Source organism: Nostoc sp., assembly GCF_036919675.1.
Classification (GTDB): domain Bacteria; phylum Cyanobacteriota; class Cyanobacteriia; order Cyanobacteriales; family Nostocaceae; genus Nostoc.
In genome coordinates this window covers 51,364-73,841 of sequence record NZ_JBALCP010000131.1, presented here as the reverse complement: position 1 = coordinate 73,841, position 22,478 = coordinate 51,364, and the positions used below count along the sequence as shown (strand labels likewise).

The window sequence follows — 22,478 nt, the reverse complement described above, 5'->3', positions numbered from 1 at the left end:
AAGCTAAGAACATCGGGAGCCGTGTACACAGAAATGCGTATGCACGGATCTAACCGAGAGGTGCGGGGAATAATATCCCCCATCGACTCAAACAGCAATTATGTTTTGGTAATGCCGAAATTTTGCCAGACAATTATGAACAGTGTCGGCAAGCTTATCGGGAAATTTCCCCAGAATGAAGAGGATATAAGGACGCAAAGATTAAACTCGTTTAAACTCGTTCCCATGCTCTGCATGGGAATGCCTATCTAGAGGCTCTGCCGCCAAAGACTAGAGGCATAGCCTCCCTAAACCCATTCCTTGGCAGAGCCAAGGAACGAGAGGTTGATATTTTATTTTGTGGCGATCGCGATCGCCTTTTCTACAGCTTCCAAGGCAGTGTTTACTTCCGCCTCTGTGACAATCAGCGGTGGCACAAACCGGACTACTTTTGGCCCAGCTGGTACGAGCAATACGCCCTCGTTGATGGCAGCATTGACGACATCGGCTGCGGTTAGCCCAATGTCGGCTCGCAACTCAAAACCGTTGATTAAACCCCATCCCCGAACTTCCCCAACCTGCTGAGGATATTTTGCTGCGATCGCCCTCAATCCAGATCGCAATTGTTCACCCCTGTCTTGCACATTCTGCAAAATATTTTCCCGCTCCAATGTCTGGCAAACACTGAGTGCTACACCACACACAAAAGGATTTCCGCCAAAAGTACTGGCGTGTTCCCCTGGTTGAAAAACATCGCAGAATTTCTTGCTCATCATTGCGCCGATGGGGATACCGCCACCTAAGCCTTTGGCACTGGTGAAGATATCGGGTTCAACGCCGAGATGTTCATAACTCCATAATTTGCCACTACGCCCCATACCAACTTGCACTTCATCAAAAATCAATAAAATGCCAGTTTCGTCGCAAATCTGCCGGAGCTTTTTGAAATAGGCAACATCTCCTGGACGCACACCGCCTTCTCCCTGCAATGGCTCAATCAGAATTGCTGCTACCCGATAATCGCCCTCATCCAACTCACTAATCGCTACTTCCATAGCGTTAATATCGTTGTAATTTACGTAGTGGAAACCAGGAACCAAAGGATCAAAATACTTTTGATACTTCGGTTGTGCAGTGGCGGTAATCGTTGCCAAAGTCCGCCCGTGGAAACTGGCATTGGCGGTTAGAATAATCGGTTTTTCAATGTCTAATACTGTATGGGCATATTTCCGCGCCAGTTTAATTGCGGCTTCGTTAGCCTCAGCTCCAGAGTTGCAGAAAAATACGCGATCGGCACAGGAATGATCAACGATCCATTTTGCCAATTCACCTTGCTCAGGAATGTAGTACAAATTAGAGACATGGTGCAGCTTTTGGATTTGGCGTGTCACCGCTTCTACCATAGCTGGGTGGGCGTGTCCCAAAGTACAAGTGGCAATTCCGGCCACAAAGTCCAGATATTCTCGCCCCTGTGTATCCCAAACCCGGCATCCAGCGCCCCGTTCTAGGGCTAAAGGAAACCGGGCGTAGGTAGACATGACAGCTTCATTAAAGCTATCTGTATCAAAGGGACTGGATGCTGACCCTGAATCTGGGGGGATGGTGGCTTGGTCAACGAGAGTTTGTAGGCTCACTACCGCTCCTCCTGAAAGTTTTTCATTATATAGTTATTTACTAGTTTCCTAGAAATCCCTAAAAAATACTTTTTATTTAGTACAACTTGTACTTCCTTTTAGGCTAACGCTTATATAACCTCAAACGCTTGGCGGTGGTGAAAAAAAACTTTGCACTCAACACTTGAGTAATAGGCAGTTTGCGTAGGCGCAGCCCGTCGTAGGTATCGCAAGTCTTGAGTAGAGTCCAGTCCAGGGGTTTTCTCACTGATGTCCAAGCCTGACTCGTTGCTAGCCTGCGGTTTTGATGGTGCTAAGACACATGAGGAAATTCCCCTTGCTGTGTGCGGGAAAACTCCAAGGGATCTAAATACAGCATTTCATTAATTCGTAGCGAATTAAATTTGGCAATCCCTTGCAATGCCAATGTCTCGGGATGCATTGTTACAGCAGAATTCAAGTATTTGAACCACATCTGTCGTAGGGGCGCAAGGCCTTGCGCCCCTACCGCGTGGTCTATTTACCTGAAAATAGCTGTAATGCGTGCCCTTGCAATGCTAATGCGTCGGTCGCATTGTTAATGCATCTCCTTACAATGCTAATGCATCGGTCGCATTGTTAATGCATCTCCTTACAATGCCAATACATCCCAATACAATGCTAATGCGTCAGCTGACATTCTTAATGTGTCCCTTTACAATGGCAATCCATCAGGATGCATTAAAAACGCTACGCTTTTCGCAAAACTGTACTAAGAGAGTTGAAAGTTATTGAGGGTGATCTATACGAATTATGAATTATATCAAGTCCGGGTAATTAGTTATGATTTCCACAGTCGTTGTACCCCACACACCATATGCTTCACTTGGGGAGACCCCTAGTCAGCGCTGGCTCCCCTTAATCCCCTAAGAGCCTGCTCTTAGGGGAGACAAAGCTACGCTTTGGCTCTTTGGGGTTCTTCGGGTTTAATAAGTAATCAAGCGGACATGATATTAGTTATGATGCCTTAAATCTCTGGTTGGAATTATTTTTCTGTGATTTTCAGTTCATCAATATTCCATAAAGTTTCCCCCAAGGCAGAAAACTTGATGGGATTGACACGTTCACGCACCGCCTGAAACGAGATTGGATTCACAAGGCAGAATATCGGCAACTGTTCCGCAACGATTTGCTGAAATCTGTCATAAATCGCCTTACGCTTGCTCTGATCTAGTTCTTTAAATCCGGCGCGGAAAAGACTGTCAATTTCTTTCTCCCATTCAGAAACTACCCATCCTTGCAATGGGGGTTTTCCTGGTAGAGCACCTTGGTTGAACTGATGAAATGAGCCTTGACTAGTCCAAAATAAAGATAGAAGATTAGGTTCAACATGTGCACCGGCAACACCAAACGCACCAACATAACAATCCCAATCTCGACGAGAAAGTAGCTTTTGCAATACTATGTTAAAACTGACTACCTGCATATCTGCTTTGATACCAATTTGACTGAGGTCTTGTTGGATTTGAACTGCGGCATCGATTCTTGATTGATCTTCTGATTTCACTAAGAGATTGAATTGCACCCGATTTCCATCTTGGTCTAATAGTTCTTTTTGAGAGTTGTACCTAAAACCAGCCTCTAACAACATCTGCCTAGCTCTCTGGGGATTATAATCATAAACTTTTAACCCTGCTGCTGGGGACAAGTAATAGGGACTTTGAACAGCAATTGGCGAATGTTGTATTTCACCTAAACCGCGATAGATATTAGTTTTAATTCGGTTGCGGTCAATGGCATAGGCAACTGCTTGCCTAAAAACTAAGTTATTAAACCATCGAGATTTGATTGGGTCTATAAAAGGCTTACCTTTAGAATTAATAGCTTGGTTTAGATTGAAACCCATAAGGCTAAAACCCGCAGTCGGGCCACCATTGTAAATAATGAATTTTCCTCGCTTTTCCTCTTTCTTGAGAGCAAACCAATTACCAAATTCAGAGGTCGAACAACAGCAGCAATCATCTCTAGTTATTTACCTTGCAGCTACTATCTACACAGTACAGTATGGTGATTGATCAGTACTAGAACAATGTCAGTAGCCCGAAAAGTTCTGCGTTAGGGTACCCCTACGGGGAAGCAAGCTACGCGTAGCGTTCCGCAGGAAGCTCACCGTTGGCGTAGCCTCTCGTAGAGAAGATATCGCCTACAGTAGGCGCTCTGGTGTACCTGACACAGCTGATTTTTACCAAAAAAACCGTATTGCTTAATACAGTTTTTTTGATAATTATCTTGGGCTTGGATGATTCAGTAAAGCTAATAAATTAATCGAAGAAGTAATACCAACATTCTCTTTCAAACATGCTTCTGAGCATAGAGCTTCATTTAAATAGGACTTACGCATCAAGTACGAAATGTAGGGGTAATTCATGAATTGCGCCTACGGTAAACAAGGCTTTCACTGCCTTTTTGCATAAGTCCTGGTAAAGTTAAAGATAAATATTTTAAGTCTTATACCAATTCGCTATGAAGATGCACTTAATTTTTATTAAACGAACCGCCCTTCGGGTGACGCTCGTTCGCCTTTGGCGTCTCCCCTTGGGAGAAGACTCGCTAACGCTGCGCTAACACCAGCCGCCTACGGCGGGAAACCCGCCTACAGCGCTGGTTCACCAAGTACGTCAAGTACGCCAAGGAAGAAGGAATAATCATTAAGTGCAAGTTTAGGGAGAATTGGTATTAGAAGTATTGAGCTTGGACTATTAGTTTGGATAACTTGTAGTTTAAATGTACTAAAAAGGACGAATGGTATAAAGTTAGTAGAAAACTAAAAAAAGTAGGCTAAAAGTACTATTGTTACGTCATTCTCAACACTTGAGCAAAAATATCAACGGATACAAAAGGAGTTAATGGCTGGGGCGATCGCTCTTGGCGGTGTTTTCGTCATTGGCACTTTGTGGTACTGGTTAGTAGAAGGCTGGTCATGGGAAGATGCGGCTTACATGACAGTCATCACTTTAGCAACTGTGGGATATGGAGAGATCCACCCACTGGGTAGCCGAGGACGATTGTTTACAATTGCCCTGATTTTGTTGGGTGTAATGAATATCGGTTACATTGTCAACAGATTTACAGAAGCGATCATTCAAGGCTACTTTCAAGAAGGAATTCGGCTACAACAACAGAGGCGGTTAATGGAATCCCTATCAGAACATTACATCATCTGTGGATTTAGTCGGACTGGTCGTCAAATTGCCAAGGAATTTCGGGCAGAAGATGTACTTTTTGTGGTGATTGATTCGGAGATGGAATCTATACAAAGGGCGCAGATGGAAGGTTACACGGCATACCAAGGTGACGCTACCCTAGATGATACACTCCTGAAAGTTGGTATTGAAAGAGCGACTTGTATCGTTGCAGCACTTCCTTCAGATGCCGAAAATTTATATATTGTTTTATCAGCAAAAACACTGAATACGGGAATTCGAGCGATCGCCCGCGCAAGTACAGAAGAAGCTTTGCAGAAGTTACAACGCGGTGGTGCAGATGAAGTGATATCCCCCTATATTACTGGTGGGAAGCGCATGGCTGCTGCGGCTCTCAGACCGCAAGTGTTGGACTTTGTAGACGGGATTTTGACAGGTGCAGACCGCCAGTTGTATATGGAAGAATTTTTACTCGATCCGGTTTTTTGTCCTTTTGTCGGTCAAACTTTACAAAAAGCGAGATTGCGATCGCAAACTGGGGCATTGGTTCTGGCAATTCGCCGCCTTGATGGGACTTTAATCGGTGGTCCTACTGGTGATACAGTTTTAATGTCAGGAGATCGGCTAATTGGGATGGGTACAGCCGAACAGTTGCGTGACCTTAACCAAATTCTCGGCCCAATTGGTTCTCAGAAATTGCGTAAACCTAAGAATAATAACTGATAAAGTCATTGGGCATTGGGCATTGGTCAAAAGAACTTATTTTTTGGCGATGCCTTCTCTACGAGAGGCTTCGCCAACGGCGGGCTTCGCCTACGCCTTTTTGTTTCACCTTGAGTAATGCTGAATTTCGTTAACATTCGCAACCAGAAGTTAAATTATAGATCCAACTAAACCTGGTATAATTACGGAGAGCCAGCCTAGATACTTCTAGTTCATTGTTCACGATAGGTTGGATTAAACCTGTATTCAGTTAATCATAAATAAAACGCAAAAATGATCATGAACTTGGATTTACAGAGGTTCTTTGATGCCTGCGATCCCAGTAGAACATTAGTGCTAACAAATTCAGCGGATGAACTCTACTATATTGACTTTGCTGCCGTGCGGGGTGGCAAAATTATTGATGCCCTGAAGCGAACTATCACCCGATTATCCTCGAATAAACCCACCTGCCAGTTATTTACCGGACATATTGGTTGTGGTAAATCTACTGAGTTATCGCGGTTGAAAACGGAGTTGCAAAGTGAGGGATTTCATGTAGTTTACTTTGAGTCTACTGAAGACTTAGATGAAGCAGACGTAGATATTACGGATATTATGCTGGCGATCGCCCGTCGGGTAGGTGAAAGTTTAGAGCAGGTTAACGTTACTTTGCAACCCCAAGGTTTTAAATCTTTCCTTGATGGCGTATGGGAGTTTTTGCAAACACCAGTAGTAGTGTCGGCTGAAACTGAGTTGCTAGGAGCTAAAATCAAGGGTAGCACTGAGGGTCAATTAGAATTTTCTCTCCCCGCAGGTATTGGCAAAATCACAGCGAAAACGAAAGATAGTCCGAAATTACGTTCCAAATTAAGGCAGTATTTGGAACCGCAAACGAATAGAATTTTGCAGTTTATTAACGAAGAGATTATCAAAGTTGCGACTGAGCAACTAAAGCAACGCGGTCAAAAAGGACTGGTGGTGATTATTGATAATCTCGATCGAATAGACAATCGACCCACTTCATCAGGGCGATCGCTACCAGAATATCTTTTTATTGAGCGGGGGGAACAGTTACGCAAACTAAATTGCCATTTGGTTTATACTTTACCGCTATCGTTGATTTTTTCTAATGAGTGCGAAGTGCTGAAAAACCGCTTAGGTGGTGGAGTTGAACCGAGAGTTTTGCCGATGATTCCAGTGCAACTCAGAGATGGATCTGAGTATTTTGAAGGAATGCAGCTATTGCAGCAGATGGTTCTGGCCAGAGCCTTTCCGGATATTCAGCCACAGGAACGACTAGGATTAATTACAAAAGTTTTTGATTCTCCTGATACTTTATATCGGTTATGCAGCGTTAGTGGTGGTCATGTACGAAATTTGCTAGGAATGCTATTTCGTTGTCTCCAGGAAGTAGACCCGCCAATTTCTCGGAGTATCCTAGAAACTGTAATTCGGGACGCCCGCGATCGCCTCACACTTTCCGTTGATGATCAAGAATGGGATTTGCTGTTTCAAGTAGTACAAGAGCAAAGAGTCAAGGGAGACAAAGAATACCAAACCCTGTTGCGTAGCCTGTTCGTTTTTGAATATCAGGATAGTCAAGGGCGCTGGTTTGCTCTCAATCCGCTTTTGACAGAAACGGCAAAATTTAAGTTGTGGCAGCAGCTAAGGAAATCAGATCATGACTAAATCAGACCGACTAGAAAATATCTTGCCAGATAATGAGCGATCGCTGCAAACACTAGCACGCACACTCAAACTAACTCAAAGACGATTTTCCTTAATTCTGGTGCGGTGTAATTACACTAGCTTTCGAGAGCAGATACTCCAACGGTTACGCCGAGAATGCACTATTGAATTTGCTGAATTAGTCCTACCGTCATCTACCACAAAACTTTATAGCAGCATCCTGCACCAAGTAGAAAATCAGCCGCCAGCCGCTTTGATGATTTTGGGTTTAGAGTCAGTTCAAGCACTCGATGATCTACTTGTTGCAGCTAATAAGGCGCGAGATAAATTCAAGAGCGATTTTGCTTTCCCCATAATATTGTGGGTCACAGATAGAATACTGCATAAATTGGGGCGGTTGGCACCAGATTTCAATAGCTGGGCTAGTCCACCGATTCAATTTACCATTGCACCCGATGATATGGTGAATTCCTTGCGCCAAAAGGCAGAGCAGGCCTTTACTGGTAATACTGACTTTACTTTAGATGGTTACGACCTAGAAGCTGTGCAACAGGATTTAGCTAGCGATCAACAAGAATCAGATCCAGAACTCCAAGCTAGTTTGGCATTTATGTTGGGCTTGCTGGACTATAGAAATAATCGGCTAGATTTAGCGATCGCACATTATCAGCAAAGCTTGACTTATTGGCAACAAAATAACCATTTAGATCGCCAAGGAATATTACTGCTGAATATCGCCTTAGCATCTTACAGCCAAGCCAAACAGCAGCGCACAGAAAATCAAACTTCTTGGGAAAAAACCAGAAATTATCTTCAGCAAAGCCTAGAGATTTTTGAACGGACTCAACATCCGGAATTAGTTGCTAAACATATTAGTCAACTTGGGGAAGTTTTGCGCCGTTTAAAAGCTTGGGAAGAATTACATAAACTGGCTCACAAAGCACTGAAACTGCATCAAAACTATGACATACCCAACCAAGTTGCTCAAGATTATGGCTTTTTAGCGGAAGTTGCCTTAGAACAGTCACGCTGGAATGATGCCCATGAACTAGCTCAAAAAGCTCTAGAAACATTAGAGAAAATCCCTAACTTTTTACCACAAGAACAGGGACAATATCACTTTTTTTTAGCAAAAAGCCTGCGAAATTTAGGGCAACTTAATGAAGCTGTTAATACTTTAGAAATAGCCAGTAATGAAAGTCAGCCTCAATATAATCCGCTGCTTTATATTCAGATTTTGGAAGATTTGCATAGCCTTTACTTTGAACAAAAACAATACAAACAAGCATTTCATCTGAAGCAAAAGCAGCGTGAAATAGAGAGCCAATATGGGTTTCGAGCTTTTATAGGGGCGGGACGTTTGCAGCCACGACGACAGGTAATTAGCCCAGACAACTCACCCAATCCACAATCAAAAGAGATAGCTGGGGAAGTTGTAGCAGCTTTCGGGCGACAGCAGGATATTAAAAGCCTACTGCATCGCATTGGCAGGACAGATTGTAAACTCACCGTAATTTACGGACAATCGGGAGTGGGTAAAAGTTCGATTGTGCAGGCTGGGTTATTCCCAGTCTTACAACTTACCCCATTTGATGGACGGGAAACTCTACCAATTTTAGTGCAAGTTTATACTGCTTGGGAGAAGGAATGTGGCAGGCTTGTGGCAGAAAAACTGGAGGAAGTGAGAGGACTGCGGTTGTCTGCACCAGTTGAAACATCAGCAGCGATTATCGAACAGTTACAGCAAAACGAAAATCGTAATCTGTTGACAGTCCTAATTTTTGACCAGTTTGAAGAGTTTTTCTTTACTTACAAAGACCAAGCTAGCAGACGACCATTTTATGATTTTTTGCGCGATTGTCTAAATATTTCCTATGTAAAAGTTATCTTATTACTCAGACAGGATTATCTATATTACTTATTAGAGTGGAGTCGCACCACAGAATTACCAATCATTGACGACGACATTCTAGATAAGAATATCCTGTACTACTTGGGTAATTTTTCACCATCAGTTGCCAAATCTGTCATTCAAAGCTTCACTGAAAACTCGCAGTTTTCCCTAGCACCTGATTTGATAGATGCGCTGGTAGAAGATTTAGCAAAAGAGTTGCGAGAAGTGCGTCCTATTGAATTGCAGGTGATCGGGGCACAACTGCAAACAGAGAAAATTACAACATTAGAGCAGTATAGAAAACACTGGTTAAAAGAAAAATTGGTAGAGCAATTTTTAGAAGAAGTCGTTAAAGATTGTGGCTTTGAAAATGAACGTGCTGCCCAGTTAGTATTGTATTTGCTGACAAATGAAAATAATACCCGTCCCCTGAAAACTCGCGCTGAATTAGAAAAAGATTTAGCAACAGAGGCACAAAATTTAGACTTGGTGCTAGAGATTTTAGTGGGTTCTGGGTTGGTGTTTCGGGTACTAGAAACTCCGGCTAACCGCTATCAATTGGTTCATGATTATTTAGTGCCTTTCATCCGCCAACAACGCAGTGCAGAATTGTTGGTAAAAATCAAAGAAGCAGAAGAACAGCAACAGCGCACTCAAGAAGAACTTAATAGGGTTCTGCAAAAGCAATTAGGAGATGCACGGAGAACTGGAATTGGACTGGCAGGATTAGCGGTCGTAGCTAGTGGGTTTGCGATCGTTTCCTTACTAGCACTCATTGATGGTAAGAATTCCCAACTTAATGCCTTGAGTGCTGTTTCAGACGGGCGTTTAGCTGCTTATCAAGATATGGAGGCACTGATACAAGGGATAAATGCAGGAAAACAGCTAAATTCGTGGTGGAAAATTGGAATTAAAGATAATACCAGGAACCAGGTATTAGCAGCTTTACAATCAGCACGTTATGGAATTAGAGAGATTAAGACTTTAGAGGGGCATAGTGATGTTGTTAACACAGTTAGTTTCAGTCCTGATGGCAAGTTGATTGCCTCTGCTAGTGATGATAAAACAATAATACTCTGGAATCCTGATGGCAGCAGATTTGGGAAACCTCTTCAACATGATAGTGGCGTTACCAGCCTCAGTTTCAGTCCTGATAGCAAAATGATTGCTGCCGGAACTAAGAATGGAATTGTGAAGCTCTGGAATATTGACGGTACAGAAATTCTCAGTAATATCAATGCTTCTCCAGATGATCAAAATGAGGTTATTGCTAATCCTACTAAGAAAACAATTCCTTCTAAGCATATTAATACAACTCCAAAACTCCAAAATCTCCAGGCTAAATTCAGGATAAATTCTAAAGTTTATAAAAGGAGTATTACTAATATTACTTTTAGTCCAGACGGACAGATGATTGCTTTTAGCAGTGAAGATGAAAGTCTAAAAATATGGAATTTTAAGAATAATTCACTTAAATCTTTTGATGGTTATGATCGAGATATCAAAAATATTAATTTCAGTCTTGATAGTAAACATCTTGCCTTTATAGATAGTTCCGGCATTATTAAGATTTTGAATAGAGTTAGAGATAAGTCTAATTGGCATATATCCAAGGACTACTACTATGGAGACGGAATTATTGGAGTTAGGTTTATCAATAATGGCCAAACTATTAATACTATCGGATGGGGAGCCTTAAAGCTGCTGCACAGCAACAACAATTTTAAAAAGAATATATTACTTTTTGTTGATAAAAATCAGCAGTTTAACCTTGATAACGAAATTTTTGCTGAGTCAAATTCCAACAGTATTTTACTATCTTCTGTAAATTCTTTATACAACGAACAAAGATCAATTGAAACACTTAATGGTCATACAGACGAAATCACAAGCCTTAGTTTTAGTCCAGATGGAAAGATACTAGCTTCAGGGAGTAAGGACAAAACTATAAAGCTGTGGAATATTGAACATAGGAACTTCCTAACCTCTGATGATAGTTCAGTAAAAAACGTCAATTTCAGTTCAAATGGTCAAATAATTGCTTCTATCAGCAATAAAAACAGGGTGCAACTCTGGCAAAGAAATGGTGCTCTGATCAAGACTCTCCCAGGTAATAATTCGAGGGTTAGTTTTAGCAAAAATAGTCAGATGATAGCATCTGCGAGTCAGAATAACATGGTGCAACTTTGGCGGCGTGATGGCACTTTAGTAGAAGAAACTCTTCTAGGAGAAACTGTAGATGGGAGTTTTAGCCTTGACGGTAAAATAATTGCTCTTATTAGTAATGATGACTACAGTATTAAGTTGTGGGGAAATAATGGTAAGCCAATCTCAACTCTCACAGGACATCAGGACAGGGTTTACAAAATTAGTATTAGCCGAGATGGAAAAACTATTGCTACAGCTAGTGAAGATAAAACTATCAAAATATGGAAAAGAAATGGCACATTGGTAAGAACGCTTGTCGGTTATGGCACTCCAATTTACAGTATGAGTTTAAGTCCTAATGGTGAAAGTCTCGTGATTTTAGATCATGATAATACTGTAAACTTCCTGCAACGAAACGGTACATTAATTAAGACTCTCCCAGGAAGTGGTAGTAAGTTAATAAACATGAAGTTCAGTCCTGATGGAGAGATACTAGCCATTCAAAATTTAGATGATAATCCAAATACAGTGCAATTATTGAATATTAATGGTACACGGCTGAAAACAATTTTATTAAATAAAGATATAAAAAATAGATATTATATTAATAATTCTATAGTTTTCAGTTCTGATAGTCAGACAGTAGGTATTCTATATCGTGACTACATAAACAGGTACATACAAGTCTGGAGACGTGATAGTAATTCACTCTCAAAAATTGAGAAAGCAAAGACAATTTATGAGGTTAATTCTCAAAACATAATTACTGATGGCCGTAATAACAAAGAGGTAGGAATTTGGCGTCATGATGGTAGCTTCATTAGGTATATCCAAGTTAAGAGTAAAAGTGGATACAGAAATGTCCGTTCTAGCCCTGATGGTAAAACTATAGTATTTCAAACAAATAAAAACACTATAGAGGTTTGGTCAATTGATGGCAATTATTTGAATCAAGATACTAATATTCAGGCTATTGATAATAGTCAGATAGAGCGATTCAATGATCCTGAGAATCATAATTTACTCATAAGTTTTACTTCAGATAGTAAAGTTTTAGCTATTCGTACAGAGGAAAATAAAGTAAGCCGTTGGCAGATTGATGGCAAAAATTTGAGATTATTACAACCTTTACAGGAAAAAAAGGATAGAAATTGGGTTAGTGACATAAAATTTATTTCTAACAGCGATACACTAGCTATTATTGGGGGTAGGGACACTGTAAAACTCTGGCAGATTTCAAACAAGCTTGGCATAGAAGCCCGGCTTTTAAAAACTTTTCAAGGGCATACAAATCAGATTACCAGTGTGAGTATCAGTCCTAAAGATGAGACGATTGTTTCAGGAAGTAAAGATAAAACTGTTAGACTCTGGAAAAAAGATGATACTCCGATTGCGCCCATACAAGAGGATGATGAGGTCAATAGCGTTAGTTTTAGCCCAGATGGTGAGATCATTGCCTCAGCGAGTGACAAAACTATCAAACTTTGGCGGCGTGATGGTACACCAATCATAACCAAAACCTTGATGAAGCATGACAGTGAAATTAATCGTGTCATTTTTAGCTCCGATGGTAAGATGATTGCTTCAGCTAGCGATGATAAAACTGTTCAACTTTGGAAGCCTGATGGCACTCCTGTTAGAACACTTAAAGAAAGTTACCCTGTCAGTGGCATTAGTTTCAGCCCTGATAATAAGATGATTGCCTCAGCCACATCGAATACAGTCAAGCTTTGGAGTGTTGACGAAGATACAGCACTGGCTACTTATCAACGTTTTGGTACAGGAGATGTGAGTTTTAGTCCTGATGGTAAAAGCATAGCTGCGGCTGGTAATGATGCAGTTGCATTATGGAATTTCGATTTAAATGAACTTCTCCAGCACAGTTGTAATTGGGTAGGGAATTATCTGAACAATAACCGGAATGTCAACGAGAGCGATCGCCATCTATGCGATGATATTCTCACTGATAAATCAAGCAATATTTCAACACTTGACCCTTGACTATTGACCAATTTCTTTCCACCCATGCATAGCTGCTATACCTTTTGTAACCCATTCGATCACAATTGGGGGAGCTTCTGATATCAAAATGCTAGGATAAACTGCTGCACCCCAGTCGGGATGCACTAGCACACGGCATTGATTTTTAATCACTGGATAGTTGAGCAAAGCTTTGACAACTGCTGTGTCATCATGGGGAATTGCTCCGGGATGAGACAGTAAAGGATAGCCTGTACGAGGGTCGATTAGGTCTGTTAAATAGGCGCGATCGCGGAGATTAAATGCTAAATCGCAGCCAAATCTCATAAACTTTTCTCGCAAGCGTTCTTTCTCTGTCTCTACTTCTGCCGTCTTTTGGACTAGTTGATAACGCGACTGCTGTAAGACAATCACTACTCGTAAAAATGGCTGCCGTTTCCAATCTGGTAATATCCGTTCGCAATTGGCACAGATATATTGACTGGGAGCATGAATTGAAATTTGAACCGCTTGTCCCCTTTCGTCAACTAAATTAATGGGACAGGCTTGCTCCGAAGTGTAAACTCTGGGATAGTTCACTAAATTGGTTCGGTTTTGGCAAATTTTTTAATTTAATCTACGGTATAGATGATAACTCTTAAAAGTTCCAAAAAATCATCAATATTCTTTAATATATTAATTTTTTTGGAAGCAGTTGTTAATAATTTGAGAATTTTAATCCGAATTTTATCCTTCATTAACCTCTTCTAATGGGATTTGCTGCGATCGCTGTAGGGATTGGCATAGGTGCAGCTTGTGGTAGACAAGCGATCCCGCCTGAAATATGTTTGCTCAAAATCCCAAATAATGACCTCCATCTCAGACGATTTGCAGTCAAAACCAAAATAGTCTAACTGTCAGCAAAGCAGGACTAAACAGGCATCTGGTGAGGCAAAGCGCGTCGGAGTTTCGTCGGCAGCAATACTCCAAAGTTAGATTGGTTTTGAATTCTCAGTTAGATAGCTATATTCTCAATAAAAACAGCTATTTCGCTGTGCTCGCACTATTAAATAGGTGATTTATACCGCTAATTTTTAGCACCTCACTTTGGAGCGTTGCTCCCGTTTCGCCCAAAGACAAGTTGAAAATACAAAGGTAATCTTGTCTGCTAGGAAATGGCTAACCGATGCAGCATACTTTCCATAACACCCAATTAATTGAGTTTTAAAGAATTCACTGGCACTTCATCCCAAGAATCGACTGTCCGCAATTGCGCTACCCAACCTGCTGCCTTTTGCATCTCGGTCAAATTATTCTCAAAGGAATCATGACAATCTTTGGCTTGAGATTCATTACAAGTGGCAATACAGGCATGAATCATCCCAGACGGATCAATTTGCTCATTTACCCAAATAGTCATAGAGTATTCCCTCGAAAACTTTAACGAAAAAAGCTATTCGTCATTTTAGAACACTATTAGAGTCGAAAATTGGAGAGCAAAATCGGTAACAAGTAGTGAACTAATCCCAATTACCGATTACTAATTTACATTATCTAGTTCCGCTTCATCTGCTAGGCACAGCACTAATTACATTATCAAGGCGATAAAGCTGTAGCACCTCTGACACTCCCTTGTTTTGCCGATTATTTATCCTTACCCAAAAGCTGATACGTTCGATAATCAGCGCCACCACTAACAAGGAGAACCTCACCAGAGGCGAGATGACCACGCCACCTGCTGTAAACAGATTGCTAATTTCCATATACTCTTTTTTAACTCTTCAACAGCGCTAGGTTAACAGATGGTTGTTTGAGCGAAGTTGATATCATTTCCCAAAAGGAATTGCTCTGCAAGTTTTAAAGTGTTAGCAGCAAGTACGGCTTGCCCAAGCTGCATATATGTTTAACAGGAATTATCAAATTTATAAGATATACTGAATTTAAGATAAAAGTCTTGCTGCCCCCTTAAAGGAGTCGTAACAGCGAGTAGGCTCGTTGCCCCATAACAGGGGTCGTAACAACGAGAAATGTCTAAGTGTAGTTAATCACAGACTAGGTCTTATTTATGATGCCAAAACAAGCTCACATACTTAACAAAGGTTCAACCAATGTCCAAGTTTCACCAAGAGAAGAAATCGTATTGCTCGCACTCTACAACAAAGAGCTCTATGGTCTGCAAATTCCGCAGGCTATGGAAGAGGCTAGCGGCGGTAACACTAAGATGGGGATTGGCACCCTTTACCCTGTTCTCCATTCTCTGGAAAAGAAAGGGCTTGTCGAATCCCGTTGGGGAGATGAAGGGCGTGAAGAACGAGGTGGAGCAAGACGGCGCTATTACAAACTTACAGGTAGCGGCGTTGCGACTCTCGAAGCCGTCCAGTCTTTCCGCTCCAACTTACTTATCTGGCAGCCTAGTTAATGGAACAGCAGGTATTGAACTCGAAGATAACGACTGGGAATTTGCTATTAAAGAAATTCAACTCAAGACACAACACCTGGATGTCATAACATCAAAATTAGAGGAAGTGATAAAAGTTGTAGAAGAGTTGAAAGCTCAGAAAGTGGTGAATGATTTAGAAGACTCAGTAGAAAATTTAGAGAAGCTCTCTAAGTTAAACAAGAGATTACGCAAGTATAAAAAATCTGATCCTGCTGAAACTTGGGCTAGTAGGTGGATAGCTTCCCCAATTGCTTACCTCTTCCCCCCAGAACGACGTGAAGAATGGCTAGGGGATTTGTACGAAGTCAATAGGGAGATGCTGCACAAAGGCTATCACCGTTGGTTGGTTAATCTTAATAATGTTTTGAAAACTGTCATCCTGGTAATTTCTGCTTTAAAAATCAGGCTGTCAGATTTCTTCTCACTAGGTAAAGTCAAGAGCGAGTAGAGGAAAATCCATTCTCAAGGATGGCGTAGAGTAATTTACCACTACGCCATTTCTCTTTTATCTATTTTGTTCTCTTGGAGATGTCCTTCGCGGTGCATTCCTACTTTTTCCATGACTTGCGCTAATGAGATGATGATTAACTAGATTTTTCCCATTTGTATCTCACCTCACTGCTGCTTCTTCTCTGCTATTCTCAGTTTGGCCGATCGCGATCGCATATTTCTCTCAATTTCCTCTTGTAATGCAATAATCGGTTTTTTTGTCAATACCTTTAATAAAGGTGAATTTCTTAAACCATGCTTCACCGGGCGGTCTTCCAAACTGTGGAAACTGATAATCGCAATTCTACCGCCAGGGACAAGCGCATTTGGTGCTTGATCCAAAAAGGTTTCTAGGGATTTTAACTCATCGTTGACGACAATTCGCAGAGCTTGAAAAACACGGGTAGCGGGGTGAATTCTCCCATAACGGTATTTAGGGGGAACTGAAGAAGCGATCGCTTCAGCTAACTCAACAGTCGTGTGCAATGGCCGGCGTTCGACAATGCGACGAGCAATGCGCCGTGATAATCTTTCCTCACCGTACTTAAAGAAAATGTCTGCTAAATCCGCTTCATCCCAATTATTGATCACATCAGCAGCGGTTAGCGATCGCCCTCGATCCATTCGCATATCCAAATTTGCGGCGTGGCGAAAGCTAAAACCCCGTTCTGGCTGATCTAAATGGTAAGAACTCACCCCCAAATCGGCTAAAATACCATCGAAAGTGTTAGGGGTAAACTCGTAGTTTGCAAAATTGCTATAAATAAATTGTACGCGATCGCCATATTCAGCTAAATTCTTCTGCGCCGCTACTAAAGCATCTTCATCTTGGTCAACTGCCGTTACCCGCACATCCGCAGCCGACTCTAAGATCAGGCGACTGTGACCACCACCGCCTACCGTCACATCTAAATAATGCCCACCCGGACGCACCGCCAAACCCTCAATTACCTGCCCACCCAAAACTGGCACATGAAAAAATTCCTGCGCCTCAACTCCCTGAAATCGAGCTTCCATATAATAATTGAAGAAGTGCAACAAAATTAAACATCAAGTAAAATCCCTCCTCTGTCACCCCTTCTCCAACATACCCCTGTATGGGCAATACATCTAGACGCCCCAAAGGCAGTTTTCCTGAGAGTATTGCTCCTGCAAGCTTGATTTTGGCTTGGCAGACTAGATAAATCGGGTCTGGTTGGCATTTTGGCGGTTCAATTCAAAATTTTGGCTTCGGCACGCTACACGAACACAACGGGAGAACAGGAAATCTATGACCAGACTAGAAACCCGCACTGAACCTATGGTGCTAAACATGGGGCCACACCACCCCTCCATGCACGGGGTTCTGCGGCTAATCATGACTCTGGATGGCGAGGATGTCGTTGACTGTGAACCGGTCATCGGCTACCTGCACCGGGGAATGGAAAAAATTGCTGAGAACCGCACTAATGTAATGTACGTCCCTTACGTTAGTCGGTGGGACTACGCTGCGGGAATGTTCAACGAAGCCGTCACCGTCAACGCCCCAGAAAAACTTGCAGGTGTCGCTGTCCCCAAACGCGCTAGCTACATCCGCGTCATCATGCTGGAGTTGAACCGCATCGCTAACCACTTGCTGTGGTTTGGCCCCTTCCTAGCTGACGTGGGCGCTCAAACTCCCTTCTTCTACCAGTTTCGGGAACGGGAGATGATTTATGATTTGTGGGAAGCCGCCACAGGCTATCGGATGGTGAATAACAACTACTTCCGCGTTGGTGGAGTAGCAGCCGATTTGCCCTATGGTTGGGTAGATAAGTGTCTGGAATTCTGCGACTACTTAATACCCAAAGTTGATGAGTACGAACGCTTAGTAACCGATAACCCCATCTTCCGGCGACGTGTTGAGGGTCTTGGCACTATCACCCGTGAAGAAGCAATTAACTGGGGACTTTCTGGCCCAATGTTACGCGCATCTGGCGTGCAATGGGATCTGCGGAAAGTTGACCATTACGAATGCTACGACGATTTTGACTGGGATGTGCAGTGGGAAACTGCGGGTGATTGCTTTGCGCGTTACGTGGTGCGGATGCGGGAAATGCGCGAATCTGTGAAGATTCTTCGCCAAGCAATTAAAGGACTTCCTGGCGGCCCTTACGAAAATTTGGAAGCCAAGCGTTTAGCCGCAGGTAAAAAATCAGAGTGGGACGCATTTGATTACCAATTCATCGGCAAAAAAGTTTCCCCCACTTTCAAGATTCCTAAGGGTGAAATCTACTCTCGTGTAGAAAGTGGCAAAGGTGAATTGGGAATTTATTTAGTTGGGGAGGATAATGTCTTCCCTGCACGATGGAAGATTCGCGCAGCAGATTTCAACAACCTCCAGATTGTCCCACATTTACTGCGCGGAATGAAGGTTGCAGATATCGTGGTGATTCTCGGCAGTGTTGACGTAATCATGGGTTCTGTGGATAGGTAGAAAATATCTATCCAAGTACTTTTTTAGAGCAGTTGTATTACAGTGCAACTGCTCTATTTTTTTATAATTTTTGAAGACGCGATAAATCGTAATCTTTGAAGACGCGATAAATCGTAATTTTTGAAGACGCGATAAATCGCCGTCTCTACGAAGGACTGATTATTGTACAGACGGCGATTTATCGCGTCTCTTGTCTTGCACCTTTCACTAATCTGGCTGGAAAAATTTTTTACTCATATAACATAGGTACGAAATATTTATAGAGTTTTGAGTAATGCCCCGCATATTTGATAACATCGACTTACAACTGCTACCGATTTTGAGGGAAACTCTTAAAGTCTCTTATCGGGCAGATTTTTGCGTTGGCTACTTCAACCTCAGAGGTTGGCGAAGAATTGATGATTTAATTGAACAGTATGTTGGTAGTGAAAAAGCTTGTTGCCGTTTGCTAATAGGGATGCAAAGCTTGCCAAGTGATGAAGTTCATGCGGCATTTACCCTTAGTAATAGTGATGGACGGATTGATAATAGTGCCATCGTGCGGTTTAAAAAATGCATGGCGGCAGAATTTCGCAAGCAGTTGACTATCGGCGCGCCGACTAATCAGGATGAAGCGGGGTTGCGGCGGTTAAGTCATCAGCTAAAAACTCAGAAACTAATTATTAAACTGTTTCTCCGTCATCCTCTCCACGCCAAGTTATATCTTGTGCATCGCCATGACCCTAACACTCCCACAGTGGGATTCTTGGGTAGTAGTAATTTAACCCTTCCAGGACTGGCGAAACAAGGGGAGTTGAATGTTGATATTTTAGATCACGATGCTTGCAATAAACTGCAAAAGTGGTTTAGCGATCGCTGGCAAGATTACGGTTGTGTAGATATTTCCCAAGAACTGGCAGAAATTATTGATCAGAGTTGGGCAAGAGTTGAGTTAATCTCACCTTACTACATCTACCTCAAGATAGCTTACCACTTATCCCATGAAGCGATCGCCGGACTTTCAGAGTTCCGCATCCCCCGCGAATTTAATAACTTATTTGACTTCCAAAAAGCCGCCGTGCAGCTAGCAGCACGTCATGTAACTAGGCGTGGTGGCGTGTTAGTGGGCGATGTGGTTGGTTTGGGCAAAACCCTAGTTGGAACCGCCCTTGCCAAGATATTACAAGAAGATTGTTTTTTAGAAACACTGATTATTTGCCCAAAAAACTTGGTGCAAATGTGGCAAGAATATGTAAATAACTATCGGCTACTTGCCGAAGTTATGCCAATTAGTCAAGTACAAAATAAATTACCAAAACTCCGCCGCTACCGAGTTGTGTTAATTGATGAAAGTCACAACTTACGTAACCGCGAAGGCAAACGTTATCGAGCAATTACAGAATATATTGCTGCTAACGAAAGTAAATGTATTTTATTATCAGCTACTCCTTACAATAAAAGTTATCTTGACCTTTCTGCCCAATTGCGGCTATTTGTGCCAGAAGACGAAGATTTGGGATTAAGACCAGAAGCTTTAATTAATGAACTTGGTGGCAGTTCTGTAGGAGAATTAGAGTTTATTAGAAAGCATCAATGTTCTGTACGTTCTTTAGCTGCCTTTGAGAAAAGCGAACACCCTGATGACTGGCGAGAATTGATGAAGCGCTACATGGTGCGACGCACTCGCTCTTTTATTAAAGATAATTATGCCCACACAGATGAAACAGGGCGTAAATATTTAGAATTTTCTGATGGCAGACATTCTTATTTTCCCCAGCGTCTACCTCGTAGTCTCAAGTTTCCTCTAGAAGGTTCTAACACTGACTTTTATTCTCGTCTTTACTCCGAGTCAGTAGTAGAAGTAATTAATCAACTGAATTTACCTCGTTATGGGCTAGGAAATTACGTTATTGCTAAACACAAACAACCGCCTACAGATACTGAACAACGCTTTCTTAATAGTTTTTTTCGTGGTGGTAGGAGGTTAATGGGTTTTTCTCGCACTAATTTGTTTAAACGTTTAGAAAGTAGTGGCGTTGTTTTTATTCAATCAATTGAACGTCACATTTTACGGAATTTCATTTATTTATATGCCCTAGAGCAGGGGCTTGATATTCCGATTGGAACTCAGGATGCTGAGTTATTAGATACAAGTAATAATGATGAAGATGCCGATTCTGTGCTAGCAGCTTTGTTTGATACAGAAATTGAAGAAGAAGATTCCACTGCTTCGCTGCAAGTAGAGAGACAAGAAGAAGTAACTCCTTTTTTTAATGAGGATAATAAGGCATCTAAAACAGAAAAGTTTTTTCGTCAAAGAGCAGAGTCAATTTATCAAGAATATATAACTCGATATCAACGAAGATTTAAGTGGCTGCGTTCTACACTTTTTGACATTAAAAAACTGAAACTGGATTTACTAGAGGATGCCAAAGCACTGATTAATGTGCTGCAACAGTGTGGTGAGTGGAATTCTCAAAAAGATGAAAAACTTGCTGCCTTAATCAAACTGCTAACAAAAACTCACCCTAAGGATAAAGTACTAATTTTCACCCAGTTTGCCGATACAGTCCGCTACCTTGCAGACAATTTGCAGTCGAGTCATATTACTAATGTGGCAGGGGTGACAGGTCAATCTAAAAACCCTACAGTAATGACAGGAAGATTTAGCCCTGTGAGTAATGGAAAACGGGAGCAAATTTCATCATCAAATGAGTTGCGGGTTTTAATAGCCACCGATGTTTTGAGTGAAGGTCATAATCTGCAAGACTGTGCAATTATCGTCAATTGGGATTTACCTTGGGCTATTATTCGCTTAATTCAACGTGCCGGACGAGTAGACCGCATTGGACAAAATGCTGACCAAATTCTCTGTTATTCTTTTTTACCAGCCGAGGGAGTAGAACGCATTATTAATTTGCGAGGACGACTCCGCAAACGACTGCAAGAAAATGCTGAAGTGGTGGGAACTGATGAAGCTTTTTTTGAAGATGATGATGCACGAGTAATTCTCGACCTCTACAACGAGAAATCTGGAGTTTTAGATGGCGAAGAAGATACAGAAGTTGATTTGACTTCAGAAGCATTTCAAATCTGGAAAAAAGCCACTGATGATAATCCGGGCTTGAAAAAAACGATTGAGGAAATGCAAAATGTGGTTTATTCTACCCGCGCCCATACTCCTCAACCTGTGCAACCAGAGGGGGTATTGCTTTATATGAAAACCACTGAGGGGAATGATTCTTTAATTTATGTTGACTGCGATGGAAATAGCGTTACTCAATCACAATTAGCCGTTCTTCGGGTGGCGGCGTGTGAAGAATCTACCCCAGCGATACCCAGAAACAAACAGCATCACGAGTTAGTTAAAAAGGGTGCTGAATTGATTGCTGAAGAAGAGAAAAATGCCGGCGGTCAATTAGGGCGACCATCAGGTGCAAGATTCCGCACTTATGAACGACTGAAGAGTTATGTTCAACAGATGAAAGGAACACTATTTGTCAGTGAAGAACTTTTAAAAGCAATTGATGAGATTTACCGTTATCCTTTGCGACAGTCAGCCATTGATACTCTCAACCGCCAACTGAGAAGCGGCATTAATAATCAGCAGTTGGCTGAGTTAGTAGTGGCGCTACGGATGGACGACCGTTTGTGTATTGTGACAGAAGAACTAGAAAAGCGAGAACCTCAGATTATTTGTTCTTTAGGATTATTTCAAGGTTCGTAAGTTTCACCGCGTCACCTCGTTCCCAGTCTCCGACTGGGAATGCCTATTTTGAGGCTCTGCCTCTCTGACTTGACTTGCGGCAGAGCCGCAATGAGGAGCATTTCTAGCCTCTGGCTAGAAACGAGGGGTTTCCCTCATGAGCAACTGGCGTGTGGCGTGCGAATGACCTTAGCCCAGGCTTTTACTTGCGGAAAACACCTAAATGAGAAAGTAAACTGG

13 protein-coding genes and 2 pseudogenes are annotated in these 22,478 nt (G+C 42.0%); 8 read left to right on the top strand and 7 right to left on the bottom strand.

The features are described from left to right. Window positions 1-92: 92 nt before the first annotated feature. Window positions 93-179: pseudogene (locus V7K49_RS34820) on the top strand (DUF4129 domain-containing protein); the annotation flags it as partial. Window positions 180-332: 153 nt separating this feature from the next. On the opposite strand, the gene V7K49_RS29675 reads toward V7K49_RS34820, so the two are convergent. From V7K49_RS29675 to V7K49_RS29665, 3 genes are all read right to left on the bottom strand, one after another. Next, window positions 333-1,613, bottom strand: a complete 1,281-nt coding sequence (locus tag V7K49_RS29675; protein WP_335208819.1) for an aspartate aminotransferase family protein — start codon at window positions 1,611-1,613, stop codon at window positions 333-335. A gap of 292 nt (window positions 1,614-1,905) precedes the next feature. Next, entirely contained in the window at window positions 1,906-2,052 is a 147-nt protein-coding gene (locus V7K49_RS29670) for a hypothetical protein (protein WP_335208818.1), read from the bottom strand. A 564-nt stretch (window positions 2,053-2,616) separates the two neighbouring features. After that, window positions 2,617-3,603, bottom strand: coding sequence for an ABC transporter substrate-binding protein (locus tag V7K49_RS29665; protein ID WP_335208822.1), 987 nt, complete (start codon window positions 3,601-3,603; stop codon window positions 2,617-2,619). Window positions 3,604-4,477: 874 nt separating this feature from the next. Between V7K49_RS29665 and V7K49_RS29660 the strand changes: the two genes are divergently transcribed. The 3 genes from V7K49_RS29660 to V7K49_RS29650 all read left to right on the top strand — a co-directional run bounded on the left by V7K49_RS29660 (window position 4,478) and on the right by V7K49_RS29650 (window position 13,211). Then, the gene (locus V7K49_RS29660) at window positions 4,478-5,497 is read left to right on the top strand and encodes a potassium channel family protein (protein ID WP_335208816.1); all 1,020 of its coding nucleotides are present in this window, start codon (window positions 4,478-4,480) and stop codon (window positions 5,495-5,497) included. A gap of 273 nt (window positions 5,498-5,770) precedes the next feature. Next, a complete protein-coding gene (locus tag V7K49_RS29655) occupies window positions 5,771-7,168 on the top strand; it encodes a P-loop NTPase fold protein (protein WP_335208815.1) in 1,398 nt (465 codons plus the stop codon). Beyond that, the gene (locus V7K49_RS29650) at window positions 7,161-13,211 is read left to right on the top strand and encodes an nSTAND1 domain-containing NTPase (protein WP_335208814.1); all 6,051 of its coding nucleotides are present in this window, start codon (window positions 7,161-7,163) and stop codon (window positions 13,209-13,211) included. Before V7K49_RS29655 ends, V7K49_RS29650 begins: the two co-directional genes overlap by 8 nt. Here V7K49_RS29650 and V7K49_RS29645 read toward each other — a convergent pair whose 3' ends face one another. The 3 genes and pseudogenes from V7K49_RS29645 to V7K49_RS29635 form a co-directional block, all read right to left on the bottom strand. After that, window positions 13,212-13,769, bottom strand: a complete 558-nt coding sequence (locus V7K49_RS29645) for a methylmalonic aciduria and homocystinuria type D protein (protein ID WP_335208812.1) — start codon at window positions 13,767-13,769, stop codon at window positions 13,212-13,214. Window positions 13,770-14,382: 613 nt separating this feature from the next. Next, window positions 14,383-14,589, bottom strand: a complete 207-nt coding sequence (locus tag V7K49_RS29640; protein WP_335208811.1) for a glycogen debranching protein — start codon at window positions 14,587-14,589, stop codon at window positions 14,383-14,385. A 157-nt stretch (window positions 14,590-14,746) separates the two neighbouring features. Next, window positions 14,747-14,932, bottom strand: a pseudogene (locus V7K49_RS29635) (MotA/TolQ/ExbB proton channel family protein); the annotation flags it as partial. Between the two features lie 302 nt (window positions 14,933-15,234). Between V7K49_RS29635 and V7K49_RS29630 the strand changes: the two are divergent. Together V7K49_RS29630 and V7K49_RS29625 are read left to right on the top strand one after the other, a co-directional pair. Next, window positions 15,235-15,588 carry a PadR family transcriptional regulator gene (locus tag V7K49_RS29630; protein ID WP_335208810.1) on the top strand — a complete coding sequence of 118 codons (354 nt, stop codon included), beginning with the start codon at window positions 15,235-15,237 and terminating at the stop codon, window positions 15,586-15,588. Beyond that, entirely contained in the window at window positions 15,473-16,057 is a 585-nt protein-coding gene (locus V7K49_RS29625) for a hypothetical protein (protein ID WP_335208823.1), read from the top strand. The genes V7K49_RS29630 and V7K49_RS29625 overlap by 116 nt, the downstream gene beginning before the upstream one ends. A gap of 167 nt (window positions 16,058-16,224) precedes the next feature. Here V7K49_RS29625 and rsmH read toward each other — a convergent pair whose 3' ends face one another. Then, window positions 16,225-17,115 (bottom strand): 16S rRNA (cytosine(1402)-N(4))-methyltransferase RsmH, encoded by an 891-nt coding sequence (rsmH, locus tag V7K49_RS29620; RefSeq protein WP_335208809.1) that lies wholly within the window; start codon window positions 17,113-17,115, stop codon window positions 16,225-16,227. Between the two features lie 253 nt (window positions 17,116-17,368). On the opposite strand from rsmH, the gene V7K49_RS29615 reads away from it, so the two are divergent. Then, window positions 17,369-18,553: an NAD(P)H-quinone oxidoreductase subunit H gene (locus V7K49_RS29615; protein ID WP_334870991.1), complete on the top strand. Its 1,185-nt coding sequence runs from the start codon at window positions 17,369-17,371 to the stop codon at window positions 18,551-18,553. 274 nt (window positions 18,554-18,827) lie between these two features. Further along, on the top strand, window positions 18,828-22,259 hold the full coding sequence (locus V7K49_RS29610) for a helicase-related protein (protein ID WP_335208807.1): 3,432 nt from the start codon (window positions 18,828-18,830) through the stop codon (window positions 22,257-22,259). Window positions 22,260-22,478: the final 219 nt, after the last annotated feature.